Source organism: Massilia solisilvae, from assembly GCF_024753215.1.
In the GTDB taxonomy this organism is placed as follows: Bacteria; Pseudomonadota; Gammaproteobacteria; order Burkholderiales; family Burkholderiaceae_D; genus Telluria; species Telluria solisilvae.
Genome location: NZ_JANUGV010000010.1, coordinates 40,071 through 56,099 on the forward strand (window position 1 = coordinate 40,071; position 16,029 = coordinate 56,099).

Here is a 16,029-nt window from a genome sequence, read left to right on the forward strand (position 1 = left end):
AATCAGAACTGGAAGCATCATCTTAGGAGCCTGCACCGTGCGCCCTTCAGACGAAAATCAACACTCCACGCGACCAAACCTGATGTCTTCGCCGCGGCGTGGCGGTAACGACGAAAGCATTCTCGCGATGCTCGAGCGCGACGGCATGCGCGGGCTTGGGCGGGGTCCGGCGTCGCCGGCGCGGCTGGGGTGGTACGTGGGCGGCGCGGCGCTGGCGGCGTGCCTGGTCGGAACGCTGATCTGGCTGGCGCGCGACAACACCGGGCTGCCCCCGGGCGAACCGGTGGCGCAAGCGTCCACGGTGGAGACCACGCCCGCGCGCGGCGAGAGCGACGGGCAGCACGCAGCGATCATCGACGAGGCACGGCCGGCGTTGGCGCTCCAGGATGAGCCGCCGCTGGTGCTGCTGTCGCCCCCCGCCCAGTCCAGCGCCGAGGAGGCGCCGCGGCCCACCCACGCAGCCGTGGTGGTGGACGAGACGGCGGGCGTGCCGAAGCAGGCCGCAGTCCCCGAGGCGGCCCCCAAACCGGTCGCGGCGCTGATCGAGCAGCCGGCCGCCAGACACGAGGCGGTCGCGGCGGTGCCGGTGCCCAGGGTACCCGAACCGAAGCGCCCGGCCAGGGCCGGCCAGCGCCCGCGGGCCGGCAAGCTGGCACTCGCCCAGCACGGCAAGCCCCCGGCCCGGCCGAAAAAGCCTGCAGCCGCGGCGCAACCGGGAAATGCGCCGGTGGACAGCGACGTCGCGCTGATCTCGGCGGTCATCCAGCACTCGGCCAAACACAACGACGGCGGCTGCGAAGCCGAGGCCGGATGTGCCGCAAAAGCCACGGCTGAGCCTTGATCGCAGGGCAAAACCACATCGAACGGTCGAGCCACGGCGAATCCTCTGGGTAGGCGGGCCCTGAAACGTTATACTGTACAAAAGCACAGTGTAGCGTTTCAATAATGATCAGGATCCTGGAAAACGAGTTTTACTATCTGGACAATTTCCAGCGTGTCCTGGACTGGATCGCCCTGCGTTACGACGACCTGCTGGTCGAGGATGAACGGGCGTTCATCGCCGCCTTCCCCGCACTGCCCCGCCCTGCCCGCGCGCTGTTCGTGCGCATGGTCATGCGCAAAGGCGAGCTGTTCCGGGCGAGCAAACTGAACTATGCGGAGATCGGCTGTCCGGTCGAGGCGGCGCGCCACCTGCTGCCCACGGGCTGGGTCGAGCTCGACCCCGTGCTGGGGCTGGAAGAACTGTTCGAGCTGCTGTCCAAGCCCGAGATCGCGCTCGTGTTCCAGCTGACGCTGCACCAGAAAGGCGCGCGGAAGGCCGAGCAACTGGCGTCCCTGCGGCCGGACTTTGCGGACAGCCGCCCGTTTTCTGCCTGGTACCGCGATTGTCCGGACACGGCGCTGCGTATCGTCGCCAAACCGTTGTGCGACCGGCTGCGGCTGATCTTCTTTGGCAACCTGCGCCAGGACTGGACCGAGTTCGTGCTGTCGGACCTGGGCATCTACCGCTTCGAGCAAGTCGAGTTTTCGCAGGCGTCGCGCGGGTTTCGCAGCCGGCGCGACATCGACCTGTATTTGCAGCTGCATGCCTGCCGCGAGCGGTTCGAGGGCGGCGAATCCCCGGATACGATCGTCCCCGACCTGCCCCCGCCGGCGCCGGACAACGAGTGGATCGACGGGCGGCGCGAAAAGCTGCTGTTCAAGATTGGCCAGCACTACGAGAAACAACACGACTTCGAGCGCGCACACGCGGTGTACGTGGCCTGCCGCTTTCCCGGCGCGCGCGGGCGGGCCATCCGGGTGCTGGAAAAGGACGGGCAGTATGCCCAGGCCCACGCGCTGCTGCTCAAGGCGCAGGACGCGCCGGAAAGCGACGCCGAACGCCAGCACCTGCTGCGCATCGGTCCGCGCCTTGCGCGCAAGCTCGGGCATGTGCGCACCAGGGCGCGCCGTGCCGCCCCGGCCGAGCGGATCGACCTGTGCCTGCCAATGCCCTCCGGCGACCGGTGGGTGGAAGGCGTGGTGCGCGACCATCTCGCGTGCACCGAGGCGCCCGTGTTCTACGTCGAGAACGCGCTCGCCAACGCGCTGTTCGGGCTGCTCTGCTGGCGCGCGATCTTCAGTGCGATCCCGGGCGCGTTCTTCCATCCGTTTCACCGCGCGCCGGCCGACCTGCACAGCCCCGACTTCTACCAGCGCCGCGCGCGCGAGTTCGACGCCTGCCTGGCCGAACTGGACGACGGCCGCTACCGCGACACCATCCGCCGCCACTTTGCCGAGAAAGCGGGCATCCAGTCCCCGTTCCTGCTCTGGGACTACCTGGACGAGGCGCTGATCGGACTCGCGCTCGACTGCATTCCGGCCGTGCACCTGAAGCGCTGGTGCGAGCGCATCCTGCACGACGTGAAGGCCAACCGCAGCGGCTTTCCCGACCTGATCCAGTTCTGGCCGTCCGAGCGGCGCTACCGCATGATCGAGGTGAAGGGTCCGGGCGACCGTCTGCAGGACAACCAGCTGCGCTGGATCGACTACTGCGCCACGCACCAGATGCCGGTGGCGGTGTGCTACCTGCAGTGGGAACAGAACGCTTGAGCTACGTCGTCGCGGTACGCGCACTGTGCGAGTTCACGGCCAAGCAGGGCGACCTCGACCTGCGCTTCACGCCCTCGCCCACCGCGCAGGAAGGCATCGCCGGACACGCCACCGTCACCGCCCGGCGCGGCCCCGGCTATCAGGCTGAAGTCGCGCTGTCGGGCGGGCATGGGCCACTGCTGGTGCGCGGCCGGGCGGACGGCTACGACCCGGCGCAGAACCTGATCGAGGAAATCAAGACCTACCGCGGCCAGTTCGCCAGCATTCCGGACAACCACCGGCATCTGCACTGGGCCCAGCTGCGGGTGTACGGCCACCTGCTGTGCGCGCAGCAGCAACTCGAGCGGGTGAACCTGGCGCTGGTGTATTACGACATCGGCAGCGGCGCGGAGACGGTGCTGCGCGCGACGCGCGAGGCGCACGAGCTGGCCGCGCTGTTCGCGGACCATTGCCAGCGCTTTGTCGCCTGGGCCGAGCAGGAGCTTGCGCACCGCGGCGCGCGCGACGAGGCATTGGCCGCCCTGCGCTTTCCGCATGCGGAGTTTCGGACCGGCCAGCGGCAACTGGCAAAGGCGGTGTTCCAGGCCAACGCCAGCGGGCGCTGCCTGCTCGCGCAGGCGCCCACCGGGATCGGCAAGACCGTCGGCAGCCTGTTCCCGGTGCTGAAGGCGGCACCGCAGCAACGCATCGACAAGGTGCTGTTTTTGGCCGCGAAAACGCCCGGCCGCCAGCTGGCGCTCGACGCGGCAGCCACGCTGGGTAGAGGCACGCCGTTGCGTGTGCTGGAACTGACGGCGCGCGAGAAGGCCTGCGAGCATCCCGAAAATTCATGCCACGGCGAGTCGTGTCCGCTGGCGCGAGGATTCTACGACCGCCTGCCGGCAGCGCGCCAGGCCGCCCTCACCCACGTTACGCTGGACCGCGCAGCGCTGCGCGAGGTGGGACTGGCGCACGCGGTGTGCCCGTACTACCTGGGCAGCGAGATGGCGCGCTGGAGCGACGTGATCGTGGGCGACTACAACTACTGGTTCGACGCGGGCGCGATGCTGCATGGCCTGGCGCTGGCCAACCAGTGGCGCGTATCGGTGCTGGTGGACGAAGCGCACAACATGGTCTCGCGCGCCCGCTCGATGTTCACGGCATCGCTGGAACGCGGCACATTGCGCTCCGCCCGTGCGGCAGCACCGCCGCTGGCGAAGAAGGCACTGGGGCGTGTCGCGCGCGCGTGGTCGGCGCTCGACAAAGAACACGGCGCGCCGTACCAAGTGCTGCCGGCGCTGCCCGAACCACTGCTGGACGCGCTGCAGGCAGCCGCCAGCGCCATCACCGACCACCTCGCCGAGCGGCCCGGGCCGCTGGACCCGGCGCTGCAGCGCTTTTACTTTGACGCGCTGCACTTCGCGCGGCTGGCCGACTCCTTCGCCAGCCATTCGCTGTGCGACTTCACGCGCGACGGCCGCGACAGCGCGCTGTGCATCCGCAACGTGGTGCCGGCGCCGTTCCTGAAGAGCCGCTTCGCGCTGGCGCACTCGACCACCCTGTTCTCGGCCACGCTCAGTCCCTGGCATTACCACGCCGACGCGCTTGGTCTGCCCGAGGATACCGCGTGGATCGACGTGGACTCGCCATTTTCAAGCGAGCAGCTGGCGGTGCGCGTGGCAAGCCGGATCTCCACGCGCTACCAGCACCGCGCGGCCTCGCTCGCGCCGATCGCGGAACTGATGGCGAGCCAGTACCGCGAGCGGCCCGGGAACTACCTCGCCTTCTTCAGCAGCTTCGACTACCTGGAGCAGGCGGCCGCGCTGTTTGCCGAGCGCCACCCGGGCATCCCGGCCTGGCTGCAGGGGCGGCGCATGAATGAGGCCGAGCGCGCCGGGTTCGTCGCGCGGTTCGTGCCGGGTGGCCGCGGCATCGGGTTCGCGGTGCTGGGCGGCGCATTCGGCGAAGGCATCGACCTGCCGGGCGAGCGGCTGATCGGGGCGTTCATCGCCACGCTCGGGCTGCCGCAGGTGAACCCGGTGAACGAGCAGTTGCGGCAGCGGCTGGAAGAGGCATTCGGCGCGGGGTACGACTACACCTATCTGTACCCGGGAATACAAAAGGTGGTGCAGGCGGCCGGGCGCGTGGTGCGCACGATGGCCGACCACGGCGTGGTGGTGCTGATCGACGACCGGTTCGACCAGCCGCGCGTGCGCGAGCTGCTGCCGCGCTGGTGGGGCATCGGGCGAATGCCGGGTGCGGCTTAGCGTATCAGCCCGCGCACCTTCTGGTAGCCGCTGCGGCTGATCGGGACGCGCACGTCGCCATCGAGCACCGCGCAGTGGTTGTCCTTGCTGGCCTGTTCGATGCGTCTGATCGCCGCAAGGTTGACGATGTAAGAGCGGTGCACGCGGACGAACACCGCCGGGTCGAGCTGGGCTTCCAGTTCCGACAGCGGCTGGTTCTTCAGCCATGACTTGCCGCCGGCGCTGATACGCACGTAGTCGTCCTGCGCTTCGATGTAGCCGATGCTCTCGACCGGCACGACGTGCACGCGCGCGCCATCGCGGATCAGCACCCGCGCGAGCGGGCCGTTGCGGCGGGCCGCCTCCGACAGCAGCGAGCTCGCGCCGGCAGGCGCCGCAACGAGCGAGCGCGCATGCGCCAGCGCCTGTTCGAGCCGCGCGCGCGAGAACGGCTTGAGCAGGTAGTCCACCGCATGCACCTCGAACGCGCGCAGCGCGAACTGGTCGTACGCGGTGACAAACAGGTAGCGTGTCTTGTCGCCCGCAAGCTCGGCCACCTCGAAGCCGTCGAGCCTCGGCATTTGAATATCGAGGAAGACGAGATCCGGTTCGAGCTCCGCGATCGACTTGACGGCATCGAAGCCGTTGGCGCATTCGCCGACAATCTCGACATCGTCCAGCGCCGCCAGATGCTCGCGCAGCACGGCCCGGGCGAGGTGCTCGTCATCCACGATCAGCACACGCATCGTTCAGCTCTCCATGGTTTGCGCCGGCAGCACGAGCTCGACGCGGAACGTGCCGGGCCCGGCCGACCAATGCGCGCTCGCCTCGTGCGCGTACACCGCCGCGAGCCGTGCGCGCACGTTGACCAGGCCGCGGCCACTGGCCGAACGCGGCGCCTCTTCATCGCCACTGTCGTTCTCCAGCGCGATGCGCAGCAGCGAGCCGGCGCGTGCGGCGGCAAAGCGCAGGCGGCCGCCATCGAGCCGGCGCGCCACGCCGTGCTTAATCGCGTTTTCGACCAGCGGTTGCAGGATCAACGGCGGCAGCAGGCAGGCCAGCGCCGCGTCGTCGATGCTTTCGTCCCACGCCAGCCGTTCGCCAAAGCGCACCTGTTCGATCGCCAGGTAATGGCGCAGCAGCTCCAGCTCGTCGCGCAAGGGAATGTGGCGGCGCGCTTCGAGCCCCAGCGTGCGGCGGAAGAACTCGGCCAGCTGCAGGGTCATTTCGCGCGCTGCGGCGGGGTCGATGCTGGTGAGCGCGCTCACCGAGTTCAGACTGTTGAACAGGAAGTGCGGATCGACCTGCGCGCGCAGCAGGCGCAGCTCGGCGTCGCGCGCCATCAGCTGAGCCTGCAGCTCGCGCGTCTCGAGCTCGCGGGCGCGCCCGACCGCGATCGCCAGGTAGTTCGCGACCGCGCACAAGCCATACAGGATCAGGCCCAGACCGAACACAGTGGCGGCCAGCGAGCGGTTCCAGGGAATACCGCCCTGCCCCAGCAAGTCATTCCACAGGCTGGCGGCGGCCAGCCACAGCCCGGCCATGCACAGGGCCGCGAACCCGAACGCGGCCAGCACGCGCCAGTGAGCCACCGCACCCAGCGGGTGTGCCCGGCACAGGTAGTACGAAGAGAATCCGGCGGCCACGCCATAGAGCACGGTGAGCGGCAGCGCGAACAGCAGGCTGGCGGCCAGGGTAACGCCCGCCGCGGCCGCGAGCAACCACGCCAGCGCGACGCCGAACAGGAGCCAGGCCAGCAGGTACAGCAGGCTGCCCTGGCGCGCGCCGAACGGGCCTTGCATCAGTTGCGCACTTCCACGCCGCCCAGAATGGCGTAACCGGTCACGACCAGCCGCTTGGCGGCGACCGGCGGGTGGGCCGTCTTTTCCTCGAAACCGCCCAGGATCGGCGAGCCATGCAGCACGACCGTCCAGTCGGGCGGGCACTTGATGGTAACGCCGCCCATGAACGCGAAGACGTTGAGCACGGCCTCGCCTTCGATCGAGGCGCCGCGCATGTCGAGCGAGCAGCCGCCGAGGATGGCGGTGATGTCGCCGCCGCGGAAGGCCTGGCTGGTGACGCTGCGCTCGAAGCCGCCGAGGATGGCGCTGATGTCCACTACCGCATCGGAAGGCGGCATGCCCGCGCCGGTCTTGGCGCCCGTGTCCGTCCACGTGGCTCCGGCTTGCGGCGCGCCGGCTGCATCGCGGCGGCGCCCGGCTTCAAAGGCGCGGTACATGAACAGTGCCCCGGCCACGATCAGGAACAGCGGCCACACCATGCCCCAGGTGAGGTAGAAGAGGCCGAGCCGGTTGCACACCAGCGCCGCGCCGATCGCCACCAGGATGCCGCCGACCAGGTAGTTGTTGGGCGAGCTGGTGTCGAACAGCTTGACCAGTCCCGCGACGATGAACACCACCGGCCAGAACGTGATCGCATGGCGCACGTTGATGATGTCAAGGTTATCGAGCAGGAACAGCACGCCGATCGCGATGACGAGCGCGCCCGTCACGAGCTGGCCGGTGCCGGTACGGCCTGGGTTATCGTTTCTCATTGTCGGACTCCCTGGACTGCAGGCGGCGCGCCACGACCGGTTCGAGCACCATGGCCACGCCGCTGATGATGATGAAAATCGGCCAGCTGTTATAGATGGTCAGGCCGTAGTCGCCCTCGAAGACGGCGAACAGCCACAGGCCGATGCAGGTCATCCACAGGCCGCCGGTGAAGTCGCGCGCGCTGGGAAAGCCGATCATGCGGTTCAGCCCCACCACCACCAGAATCAGCGGCCAATAATGCCACAGCCGTGTGATGTCGAACATCCCCATCTGGTCGAGGAACAGCGCGATGCCAAGGACAACCAGCAGCAGGCCCCAGAGCATCTGGCGGCGCCATCGGTAAGAGTCGTTGCTGCGCATGTGCGTCACTCCTGTCTGTTGAACACGGACAGAAGATACCGCCGGGCGCGCGGCAGCGGAAGCGGTTTTCGGCGAATGGCGGGCGCAAGGCGGCGAATGGCGAAGCCGGCGGCGAACGGCAGGCAGCAAAAAGGCCCGCCGCGTTCAGCGGGGCGGGCCTTGCAAGCGGAGCGGGCCGCGTCAGACGGCGGGATTGGCGGACAGGTCCATCGGCGGACGGCCCTTGACCTGGTTGCGGTACTTGGCGCGTGCCGCCGCCTGCCTGGCCTGTTCGCGCACCACGTTGGCACGCTTGGTCTCGCGCTTTTCCTGCTTGCTGCGGTGCTGGGCCTGGTCCTTGTTGCCGATTCGGGCGGTCATCGTACTCTCCTTTGTCGAAACTTTTGACACGTTCGCGGCGTTGCGCGGCGCCCCTTGCGGGCCAGGCCGCGGCGCCGGTCTTGTCCCAACTACGAGCGGGACGTCGTTATTTTCAGGTCCACCGGCATCAGCATTTCCCACCCGAGCTGGCGTCGGATTTCTTCCGGGGTCGGGGGCGGTTTCTGCTCGCGCATGCGGCGTTCCAGATACGCGCGCACCAGGTGCTTGGGTGGGTGCTTAATCGCAGACATGGCAACCTCCGCTTGCGTTTGTCAGCCGGCGCAGCCCCGGGGGCGCGCCGGCACATGGATTCTGGTGCCGATCCTCGAGGCGGACCGGCTGGCCTGTTGAGGTATTTGGCTTTGACCCGCGAATGCATCGCCGGCGCCTCACTCACACGGCTCCATCATAACGGCCCGGGACAGGGGCCACCGTTAGGTGACGCACAATGTGCGTTCCCCCTGCCAATGGCGTCGAAATTTTTCACACTCGGGCCATGGCGACCGCCTGTGTCGGCCTGGCCGACAGCGCCTCCCCTCGCGCAGGCCGCTCGGCACGCTTCCTGCCTACTCCTTCTTATCGTGCCATCACGAGCACGAGATCCTCATCTCTGGAGAGCGTGTATGAATAACCTGAAAGCGTCGATACGCCGTTTCCTCACTTGTGCATCCATCGTTGCCAGCACCGTTCCCGCGCTGGCGGCCGCCGTGCCTGTGTTCGACAACGGGCCGCCGGACCACGTCAGCGCCAACAACATGGGCTTTGCATGGCAAGCCGACGACTTCACGATCGGCGCCGGCCAGAGCCCGGCCAGCCTGACCTTCTGGAGCCTGGAGGCCAGCGGCGCCTACCGCGGCAGCATCTCGTGGCAGATCCTGAGCGCGCCCGGTGGGTCAATCCTCGGCTCGGGCACCACCAGCAGCGTGACACGCACCAGCACCGGCTCGTACCTGGGACTGGCGGAATACCGCAACCAGTTCGACTTCGGGACGGTGCTGGGACTTGGCGCCGGGACCTACTGGCTCGTCTTGCACAACGGCGCGTTCAGCAACCTGGGCGACCCCAACGAATTCCTGTGGGAGACCACGGCCGGCAACAGCAGCGCGGTCGGCATGGAGAGCTATGACCTCGGGAAGACCTGGACGCCGAACGGCAACGAGCACGCGTTCGTGATCAGCGCGGTGCCCGAGCCGTCCTCGGTGGCGCTGCTGGCCGGCGGCCTGCTGCTGGCCGGGTGCCTGCGCAAACGCGAGCAGCGCAGCAAAACGTTCGCCCGCTAACGCAAGGAGAACCCGAGATGAAGACTCGTTACGCACAGAACCTGCTACTGGCAACGCTGCTTGCGGCCGGCGCCGATGCGCTGGCCGCGCCTATGGCCGTCACCGAAGCGCAGTTGCCCAAGGCGGACCTGAGCCCGACGCTGGCGTCGATGGCGAAGGCGATGCCGCTGAACGCGGTGGCGCAACCGCGCCGCGTGGTGCCGCTGCGCCTGATCTCGCCCGCCATGCGCACCCAGGCGCCGCCGACCTCCGCGCGCGGGCAGCCGCCGGCATCGAGCCTGACCAGCGGCCAGGGGGGGCTGACACCGGGGGTGTACACCGGCGGGCCGCTGCTGAACATCGACGGCATCGCCTCCGACGGCACAAGCGCGCCACCGGACCCGAACGGCGCGGTTGGCGACAGCCAGTACGTTCAGTGGGTGAACACGCGCCTTGCGATCTACAATAAGGCCAATGGCGCCCTGCTGCTCGGCCCGATCCCGGGCAACGCCCTGTTCGCCGGCATGACCGGGAGCCCTGGCGCGGATGCCTGCCGCACCAGCAACTGGGGCGACCCGATCGTCCAGTACGACAAACAGGCCAGGCGCTGGATCCTGACCCAGTTCGCGTGGGACCCGGCCAAGACCGACACCGGGCCGTACTACCAGTGCATCGCCGTCTCCACCTCGGCCGACGCGACCGGCAGCTATTACCGCTACGCGTGGGAGATCCACAATGACGCGGGCAAGATCGTGTTCCCCGATTATCCCAAGGTCGGCGTCTGGCCCGATGCCATCTACTTCACCTGGGTGCTGTTCGAAAGCGCCACGGCAGGCGGCTATCTGGGACCGCGCGCCTGCGGCGTGGACCGCGCAGCGCTGCTGTCGGGCGGCTCGGCGAGCGCGCGCTGCTACGACTTCGGCACCGCGTACGGCCCGATCCTGCCGTCGGACCTGGACGGCACGGCCGCGCCGCCCGCCGGCAGCCCGAACTACATGCTGACGCTGGACTTCCTGGCCGACGGCACCGGCGACCACCTGTTCATGTGGCGCTTCTCGTTCGCCAACGCCACGGTGAACGGGCCGGTGACGGTGCCGGTGGCGCCGTTCACGATCGCCTGCCCGAGCACCTATGGAGGCCCGTGCGTGCGCCAGCCGGCGCCCGGCGAGGCGCTTGACGCGCTAGGCGACCGGCTGATGCACCGGCTCGCGTACCGCAACTTCGGCAACCGCGAGGTGCTGGTCGCGAACCACTCGGTGCAGCAGCCGGGCGCGCCCACCGACGGGCCAGTGGGCGTGCGCTGGTACGAGATCCGCAACCCGGCCAGCGACAGCGTGGCGGTGTACCAACAAGGCACCTGGGCGCCGGATGGCCTGGACCGCTGGATGGGCAGCATCGCGATGGACAAGATGGGCAATATCGCGCTGGGCTACAGTGCGTCCGGCACCAAGACGCCGCCGGGGGTGCGCTACACCGGCCGGCTGCGCAGCGAGCCAACGGGGCGGCTGGAGCCGGAAGCGGTGCTGGTCTCCGGCGGCGGCTCGCAGGTTGACACCTACAACCGCTGGGGCGACTACAGCGCGATGACGATCGACCCGAGCGGCGACTGCAATTTCTGGTACACCCAGGAGTACATCCGGGCGACCGGCTCGTTCAACTGGAGCACCCGCATCGGCGAGTTCAGGTTCAAGAACTGCAAGTAGAACCCTGCGCGCGAAAAAAAGGGGAGCCGAGGCTCCCCTTCTCATTTGCTGCAGCCCTGCTTAGAACTTGTACTTCAGGTTCAGGTAGAACTGGCGGCCGATCACGTCCAGCTTGGACTGCTCTTCCTCGCTGTAGCGATAGTACGCGCGGCGCACGTTGGTCAGGTTGGTCGCGTCGAAGCTCAGCACCAGGTTCGGGGTGAAGCTGTAGCTGGCGTTGAACGCGAGGGTCTTGACCGGTGCAGCCATGGTCGGTGCCGACGGCATCAGGATGCCCTGGATGGTGGTCATGCCCTGGCTGTTCGCGGTCGGCGACGGCGCGGTGCTGCTGTTGATGTACTCGCTGCGGTAGTTCCACACCAGGCGGGCCGACAGCTTGTCATCCTCGTAGTAGCCGCCCAAGTTGGCCGCGTACTCCGAAGCGCCGACCATCGGACGGCCGTCGTCGACCTTGGTGTGGGCCTTGCTGACGTTCGAGGTGATGCCGAAGTTGGTGTTAAACAGCGGCTGCTCGTACGACAGTTCGATACCGGCGATCTTGGCGCCCTGCTGCGAGGAGGTGTTGACCGCATAGACCTTGCCGGCCTTGGACAGCTCGTCCCACAGTTCGACCGTCGCGCCGCCGGTGGTGCCGGTCTTGGCGTAGCCGTCGATCTTCGAGTAGAACAGGTCCACGGCCACCAGCGAACGACGGGCAAAATACCAGGCCCACGATGCGTCCAGGTTCTTGGCGATCATCGGGTGCAGGTCCGGGTTCGGGCCGTTCACGTGACAACCTTGGGCATCGCAGGCCGCGCCCGAGAAGCCCACGCCATACATGTTGTAGTTCTGGCGGCTGATGGTCTTGCTCGCGCCGAAGCGGGCGATCATGTCCTTGGACAGCTCGTAGCGGATGTTCAGGCTCGGCAGGAAGTTGTTGAACTTGCGGTCGGTGTGCGCGAAGTAGTACGTATTGCCGGTAAAGCCGTTGAACGGGGTGTTGTCGTAGTACGGCTGCAGGTCGCCGGCGGTGGTGACCGCACCCGGATAGGCCGCGCACGGGATCGCCGGCTGGCCCGGGGCCGCGCGCTCGCACTTGCCCGGCGCGATCGGGGTCGGGATGTCGGCGGTTTCACGGGTCTGCACAAAGCGCATGCCCACGTTGCCCGACCAGCGCTCGCCTTCCAGGTTGGCCATCACGTAGGCGGCCGACTGGCGTTCGCGCACGTGCAGTTCGGAGAACACGCGGCGCTCGAACTCGTCGCTGGTGGGCTTGGTGTTGGCCGCGAAGTAGGCCTTCAGGGTCTCAGGCGTGAAGGTGAAGCCGGTGTTGTCCCAGCCAGCCGGGCCGCCCAGGTCCTTGCCGAAATCGCCCGGGAAGCCGATGTAGCTGGTCGGGGCGTTGGCGTTGATGTCCTTGGTGTGGTAGGCCGGATAGCGGCGCGCGCTGTCGCGGTGGTGGTCGGCGTAGCGCACACCGGTTTCGATCGACTCGATGAAGCTCTTGCCCACTTTGTACTCGGCGTCCAGCTGCAGGCTGTTTTCCTTGTCGGTGGTCTTGATGCCCGAGATGGTGCGGCCGATCAGCATGTTGCCGCTGCCGTCAGCGTTCATGCCCGGCACGTTGGCGCCAGCGCCGTAGTACTTGATGAACGGTGCCTGGTCCACGGCGCCGTACGAGAACGAGGCGCCGGTGCCGTAGCGGGCGTAAGTCAGGCCCTGGTCGGCGTCGGTCTTGCCCACGCCCTGAGTGGTCGAGAACAGGGTCTTGACGGTCAGGTCGTCGTTGACGCGGTACTTGGCGTCCAGGTCCAGGAAGCCCGAGGTGGCGCGCGCGCCGTTGCGGTAGAAGCTTTCCGAGTTGCCGATGTACTGCGGCGGCGTGCCGGCCGGGTACATGATGTCGGCGGCCTTGAGCACGCGGATGGTGTCGCCGTACATCGTCTTTTCGGTGACGATGACCGGGTTCTTCAGCGTGGCGTAGACTTGCTGGCCGTTGACGTTGGTGTTGACGTTGGTGCCGCCCAGCGGTTCGGCCTTGCCCATCAGCATGCTGTAGAACGCGCCGGCGTTCAGGCGGCCGTAGTTGTTGGCGTTCATGCCGGAGTAGAAGCCGGTCATGGTCACGTCCAGGTCCTTGTTCGGCTTGAACTCGAGCGAGAGCATGCCGCCCTTGCGGTCGCGCACGCCTTCGACGAACTCGGTGCTTGCGGTGCCGCGCATGCGCACGCCGTCCAGGTCCTTGGCGGTGTAGCCGCTGCCGGCCAGCGAGGCGTCGGTGATGCCCGGCATGTTCTTCAGGTTGATGACGTCATAGCCGCTGGAGAAGCCGTAGGCCAGGGTCGAGGAGGTGTCGCGGCGCACGTAGCGTTTTTCCGCGAAGCCCTGGGCGATGAAGCCGAAGGTGCCGGCCTCGTTCTTCCAGTTGACGGTAGCGTTCAGGTCCGGCGCGCTCTTGCCCGGCAGGGTGGCGTAGCTCATGCCGGCGCTGACCACGCCCGACAGGCGTTCCTTGGCAGCCAGCGGCTTGCGGGTGGTGACGTTGATGGTACCGGCCATGCCGCCATCGACGATATTGGCTTGCGAGGTCTTGTACACCAGTGCCTGGTTCAGGACCGAGGACGGCATCAGCGACAGGCTGGTCGAGCGGCTGCTCGAGCCCTGGTCGCCCACGTACCAGTCGCCGCCGGAAACGGTGTGGCCGTTGAACAGGATCAGCGACATGTCCGGGTTGGTGCCGCGCATCGAGACCTTTTCGGCCTCGTCGTAGTCGGTGCGCACGGCCACGCCCGCCAGGCGCTGCAGCGAGTCGGCCAGGTTCTTGTCCGGCATCTTGCCCACGTCTTCGGCGGTGATCACCTCAACGTTGGCGGTGGCGTTCTTTTTCACCTCCAGCGACTTGGCCATCGAGGCGCGGATACCGGTCACTTCGACCGTCTGCATGGGGGCTTCCTGGGTCTGGGCCATTGCCGGCATTGCCGACAAGCTCCACAGAGCCAGCGAGACAGCGGCCGCTAGCGGTGTTTGTTTGAACATCTTGAATCTCCTGGGTGCGGTATTTTTTTGAAAAATGGGCAGGTCGAGGCCTGCCGCGCGCACAGTATTGACGAAAATTTACCTTTCGCCATAATCACTTGTGTATGTCGGGATATAACCTTTCGGAATGTGACAAGAAGGCCTGAACGCAGGGTTATACCCTACGAACAAGTTTTCATTGTCAAATTCCGCCCCAGCCGTTAGTTTGTCGCTTTCCAACACTGTTAATTCCCGCCATGCGCCTCGCCTGCCTCCTGCTCGCCTCTGCCGTCCTGTCCGGTTGCGCAAGCGTCCCTGCCCCGTCCACCGTGCCGACGGGCCCGGTGTCGCTGGACACGGTGCTGCACAAGCAGCTCTACCAGATGACGCCGGCCGAGGCCGGGCGCTACATCGGCTACGTCCACCAGGCCGAGCCGGACCTGCGTCACCGCATCGCGGCCATCGGGCGCAAGAACATCGGCCAGCCGTACACGCTGAACCTGCTGGGCGAATTTCCGTACGAGATACACGACAGCCTGCCGATGTTCTCGCTCGACCACAGCGACTGCGTGGTCTTCGCCGAACACACCTACGCGATGGCGCTGTCGCAGTCGTGGGAGGAATTCTTCTGGATGCTGCAGCGGATCCGCTACCGCGATGGCGTCATCGGCGTGAAGACGCGCAACCACTACACCGAGCTGGACTGGAACGTGCAGAACCGCTGGCTGGTCACCGACGTCAGCGCGCAACTGGCCGGCGCCAATGTGGCGACCTACGACATGACGGTAGACCGCGCGCGGTTCCTGAAAACGCGCCACCATACCGACGCGTCAATCCCGGTCGAGACCAGCCGCCAGTCGTACGTGCCGAAGGAGCGCGTGGTGGAAGTCGCCGGCGAGCTGCAGGAAGGCGACTTCGTCAACGTGATTTCGACCAGGAACGGCGAGTACTGGGCCTCGCACGTGGGCCTGGTGGTGCTGGGGCCCAACGGCGAGCGGCACTTCCTGCATTCGTCCGAGCCGCAGGTGCGCGAGGAGACGTTCGAGTCGTTCATGGCGCGCGCTGCCGAACGCGAGGCGCGCAATGCACGCGAGGGCAAGAACGGACAGAAGCTGGCCGGCTTCAAGTTCCTGCGCCTGAACGACAACATCGTGGTGCCGCCGATGGCGCCGCAGCCGCGTCCGGTGGCAACGCCGGCGGCGTAAGCGGTACCCTGGCGGCCGGCGCATCGGGCCGCGGCGCCAGGCGTGCGCGGGCCTAGCACCAGATCTCGCCGGTGCTGCGGCACCAGGCGTCGCGCTCGGCCAGGCCGTTGTCGGCACCGTTGATGCGGCGCGTCAGCTCCGACAGGTCGCCCGCGTCGGCCAGCTGGTTGCAACCCTTGTCCTGCCAGATCGCGGCGGCCACATGCAGGCACCAGCGCGGGTCGAGTACGGCATCGGGGCGGGCGACGAAATCAGGACTGCCGGCAACGCTGGCGAGCACGGCACGGGTGGCGCGGGCGTAGCTGTCCTTGCCCGTCAGCTGAAGCAGGCCGCGGCCGCGGTAGGTGTAGCCGTCGTCGGGCGCGCTGTTGCCCATCCGTTTGCCATAGACGAGATTGGCGAGCTTGCGCGGATCGTGGGCGTAGGCCGCCGCGCTCAAGGACGCACCGCGACCGAAGCGCGAGGGCCAGACCGCGGCCAGGCGCGCGGTGCTGTAATCGAGGTTTTCGTACTCCACCGTCAGGGCCTGCGATTCGTGCAGCACCTGGGCCAGGAAGTGCGCGACCCGCTGCGGCGTGGCCGAGATACCCCACAGGTCGAGCGCGGCCTGGCCGGTGCGGAACGCCTCGCGGTAGCGCGGCTGCATGCGCGGTGCGAGGCGCGCAAGCTGTTCGAGGGTTACGGTGATCGTCATCGCGTGCTCCGGGTCGCCACGTCTTGATGCTAGCCCCCGGTGCCTGGCCCCGCCCTCGTGCAGATCAAAGTCTCCCTTCTGG

Annotated in this window: 14 protein-coding genes; 6 read left to right on the forward strand and 8 right to left on the reverse strand. The window is 67.5% G+C overall.

Annotated elements, in window-relative coordinates:
* The first annotated feature begins 37 nt into the window (after positions 1-37).
* From NX773_RS22425 to NX773_RS22435, 3 genes are all read left to right on the forward strand, one after another.
* The gene (locus tag NX773_RS22425) at positions 38-841 is read left to right on the forward strand and encodes a hypothetical protein (protein ID WP_258858454.1); all 804 of its coding nucleotides are present in this window, start codon (positions 38-40) and stop codon (positions 839-841) included.
* Positions 842-945: 104 nt separating this feature from the next.
* Positions 946-2,592 (forward strand): VRR-NUC domain-containing protein, encoded by a 1,647-nt coding sequence (locus NX773_RS22430; RefSeq protein ID WP_258858455.1) that lies wholly within the window; start codon positions 946-948, stop codon positions 2,590-2,592.
* Positions 2,589-4,838, forward strand: a complete 2,250-nt coding sequence (locus NX773_RS22435) for an ATP-dependent DNA helicase (RefSeq protein WP_258858456.1) — start codon at positions 2,589-2,591, stop codon at positions 4,836-4,838. Before NX773_RS22430 ends, NX773_RS22435 begins: the two co-directional genes overlap by 4 nt.
* Here the strand turns inward: NX773_RS22435 and NX773_RS22440 are convergent.
* From NX773_RS22440 to NX773_RS22465, 6 genes are all read right to left on the reverse strand, one after another.
* Positions 4,835-5,563, reverse strand: coding sequence for a LytR/AlgR family response regulator transcription factor (locus tag NX773_RS22440; protein ID WP_258858457.1), 729 nt, complete (start codon positions 5,561-5,563; stop codon positions 4,835-4,837). The genes NX773_RS22435 and NX773_RS22440 overlap by 4 nt on opposite strands.
* A 3-nt stretch (positions 5,564-5,566) precedes the next feature.
* A complete protein-coding gene (locus NX773_RS22445) occupies positions 5,567-6,619 on the reverse strand; it encodes a sensor histidine kinase (RefSeq protein ID WP_258858458.1) in 1,053 nt (350 codons plus the stop codon).
* Positions 6,619-7,371, reverse strand: a complete 753-nt coding sequence (locus tag NX773_RS22450; protein WP_258858459.1) for a LiaI-LiaF-like domain-containing protein — start codon at positions 7,369-7,371, stop codon at positions 6,619-6,621. The genes NX773_RS22445 and NX773_RS22450 overlap by 1 nt, the downstream gene beginning before the upstream one ends.
* Positions 7,358-7,732: a LiaF transmembrane domain-containing protein gene (locus tag NX773_RS22455; protein WP_258858460.1), complete on the reverse strand. Its 375-nt coding sequence runs from the start codon at positions 7,730-7,732 to the stop codon at positions 7,358-7,360. The genes NX773_RS22450 and NX773_RS22455 overlap by 14 nt, the downstream gene beginning before the upstream one ends.
* A 180-nt stretch (positions 7,733-7,912) precedes the next feature.
* Positions 7,913-8,092 carry a hypothetical protein gene (locus NX773_RS22460; protein ID WP_258858461.1) on the reverse strand — a complete coding sequence of 60 codons (180 nt, stop codon included), beginning with the start codon at positions 8,090-8,092 and terminating at the stop codon, positions 7,913-7,915.
* A gap of 89 nt (positions 8,093-8,181) precedes the next feature.
* Positions 8,182-8,343 (reverse strand): hypothetical protein, encoded by a 162-nt coding sequence (locus NX773_RS22465; RefSeq protein WP_258858462.1) that lies wholly within the window; start codon positions 8,341-8,343, stop codon positions 8,182-8,184.
* A 372-nt stretch (positions 8,344-8,715) separates the two neighbouring features.
* Here NX773_RS22465 and NX773_RS22470 point away from each other — a divergent pair, with 372 nt between their 5' ends.
* Together NX773_RS22470 and NX773_RS22475 are read left to right on the forward strand one after the other, a co-directional pair.
* On the forward strand, positions 8,716-9,372 hold the full coding sequence (locus NX773_RS22470) for a PEP-CTERM sorting domain-containing protein (protein ID WP_258858463.1): 657 nt from the start codon (positions 8,716-8,718) through the stop codon (positions 9,370-9,372).
* A gap of 17 nt (positions 9,373-9,389) precedes the next feature.
* On the forward strand, positions 9,390-11,054 hold the full coding sequence (locus NX773_RS22475; protein ID WP_258858464.1) for a hypothetical protein: 1,665 nt from the start codon (positions 9,390-9,392) through the stop codon (positions 11,052-11,054).
* Between the two features lie 60 nt (positions 11,055-11,114).
* Here the strand turns inward: NX773_RS22475 and NX773_RS22480 are convergent, their stop codons facing one another.
* Positions 11,115-14,069 (reverse strand): TonB-dependent receptor, encoded by a 2,955-nt coding sequence (locus NX773_RS22480; RefSeq protein ID WP_258858465.1) that lies wholly within the window; start codon positions 14,067-14,069, stop codon positions 11,115-11,117.
* A gap of 236 nt (positions 14,070-14,305) precedes the next feature.
* Between NX773_RS22480 and NX773_RS22485 the strand changes: the two genes are divergently transcribed.
* Positions 14,306-15,253, forward strand: a complete 948-nt coding sequence (locus NX773_RS22485; RefSeq protein ID WP_258858466.1) for an N-acetylmuramoyl-L-alanine amidase-like domain-containing protein — start codon at positions 14,306-14,308, stop codon at positions 15,251-15,253.
* Between the two features lie 52 nt (positions 15,254-15,305).
* Here NX773_RS22485 and NX773_RS22490 read toward each other — a convergent pair whose 3' ends face one another.
* Entirely contained in the window at positions 15,306-15,947 is a 642-nt protein-coding gene (locus NX773_RS22490) for a glycoside hydrolase family 19 protein (protein WP_258858467.1), read from the reverse strand.
* Between the last annotated feature and the right edge of the window lie 82 nt (positions 15,948-16,029).

Bases quoted from the DNA above. Each gene is read 5' to 3' on its own strand.
- NX773_RS22430 (WP_258858455.1), top strand. From the start codon at position 946: ATGATCAGGATCCTGGAAAACGAGTTTTACTATCTGGACAATTTCCAG.
- NX773_RS22440 (WP_258858457.1), bottom strand. From the start codon at position 5,563: ATGCGTGTGCTGATCGTGGATGACGAGCACCTCGCCCGGGCCGTGCTG.
- NX773_RS22445 (WP_258858458.1), bottom strand. From the start codon at position 6,619: ATGCAAGGCCCGTTCGGCGCGCGCCAGGGCAGCCTGCTGTACCTGCTG.
- NX773_RS22450 (WP_258858459.1), bottom strand. From the start codon at position 7,371: ATGAGAAACGATAACCCAGGCCGTACCGGCACCGGCCAGCTCGTGACG.
- NX773_RS22455 (WP_258858460.1), bottom strand. From the start codon at position 7,732: ATGCGCAGCAACGACTCTTACCGATGGCGCCGCCAGATGCTCTGGGGC.
- NX773_RS22460 (WP_258858461.1), bottom strand. From the start codon at position 8,092: ATGACCGCCCGAATCGGCAACAAGGACCAGGCCCAGCACCGCAGCAAG.
- NX773_RS22465 (WP_258858462.1), bottom strand. From the start codon at position 8,343: ATGTCTGCGATTAAGCACCCACCCAAGCACCTGGTGCGCGCGTATCTG.
- NX773_RS22470 (WP_258858463.1), top strand. From the start codon at position 8,716: ATGAATAACCTGAAAGCGTCGATACGCCGTTTCCTCACTTGTGCATCC.
- NX773_RS22475 (WP_258858464.1), top strand. From the start codon at position 9,390: ATGAAGACTCGTTACGCACAGAACCTGCTACTGGCAACGCTGCTTGCG.
- NX773_RS22480 (WP_258858465.1), bottom strand. From the start codon at position 14,069: ATGTTCAAACAAACACCGCTAGCGGCCGCTGTCTCGCTGGCTCTGTGG.
- NX773_RS22485 (WP_258858466.1), top strand. From the start codon at position 14,306: ATGCGCCTCGCCTGCCTCCTGCTCGCCTCTGCCGTCCTGTCCGGTTGC.
- NX773_RS22490 (WP_258858467.1), bottom strand. From the start codon at position 15,947: ATGACGATCACCGTAACCCTCGAACAGCTTGCGCGCCTCGCACCGCGC.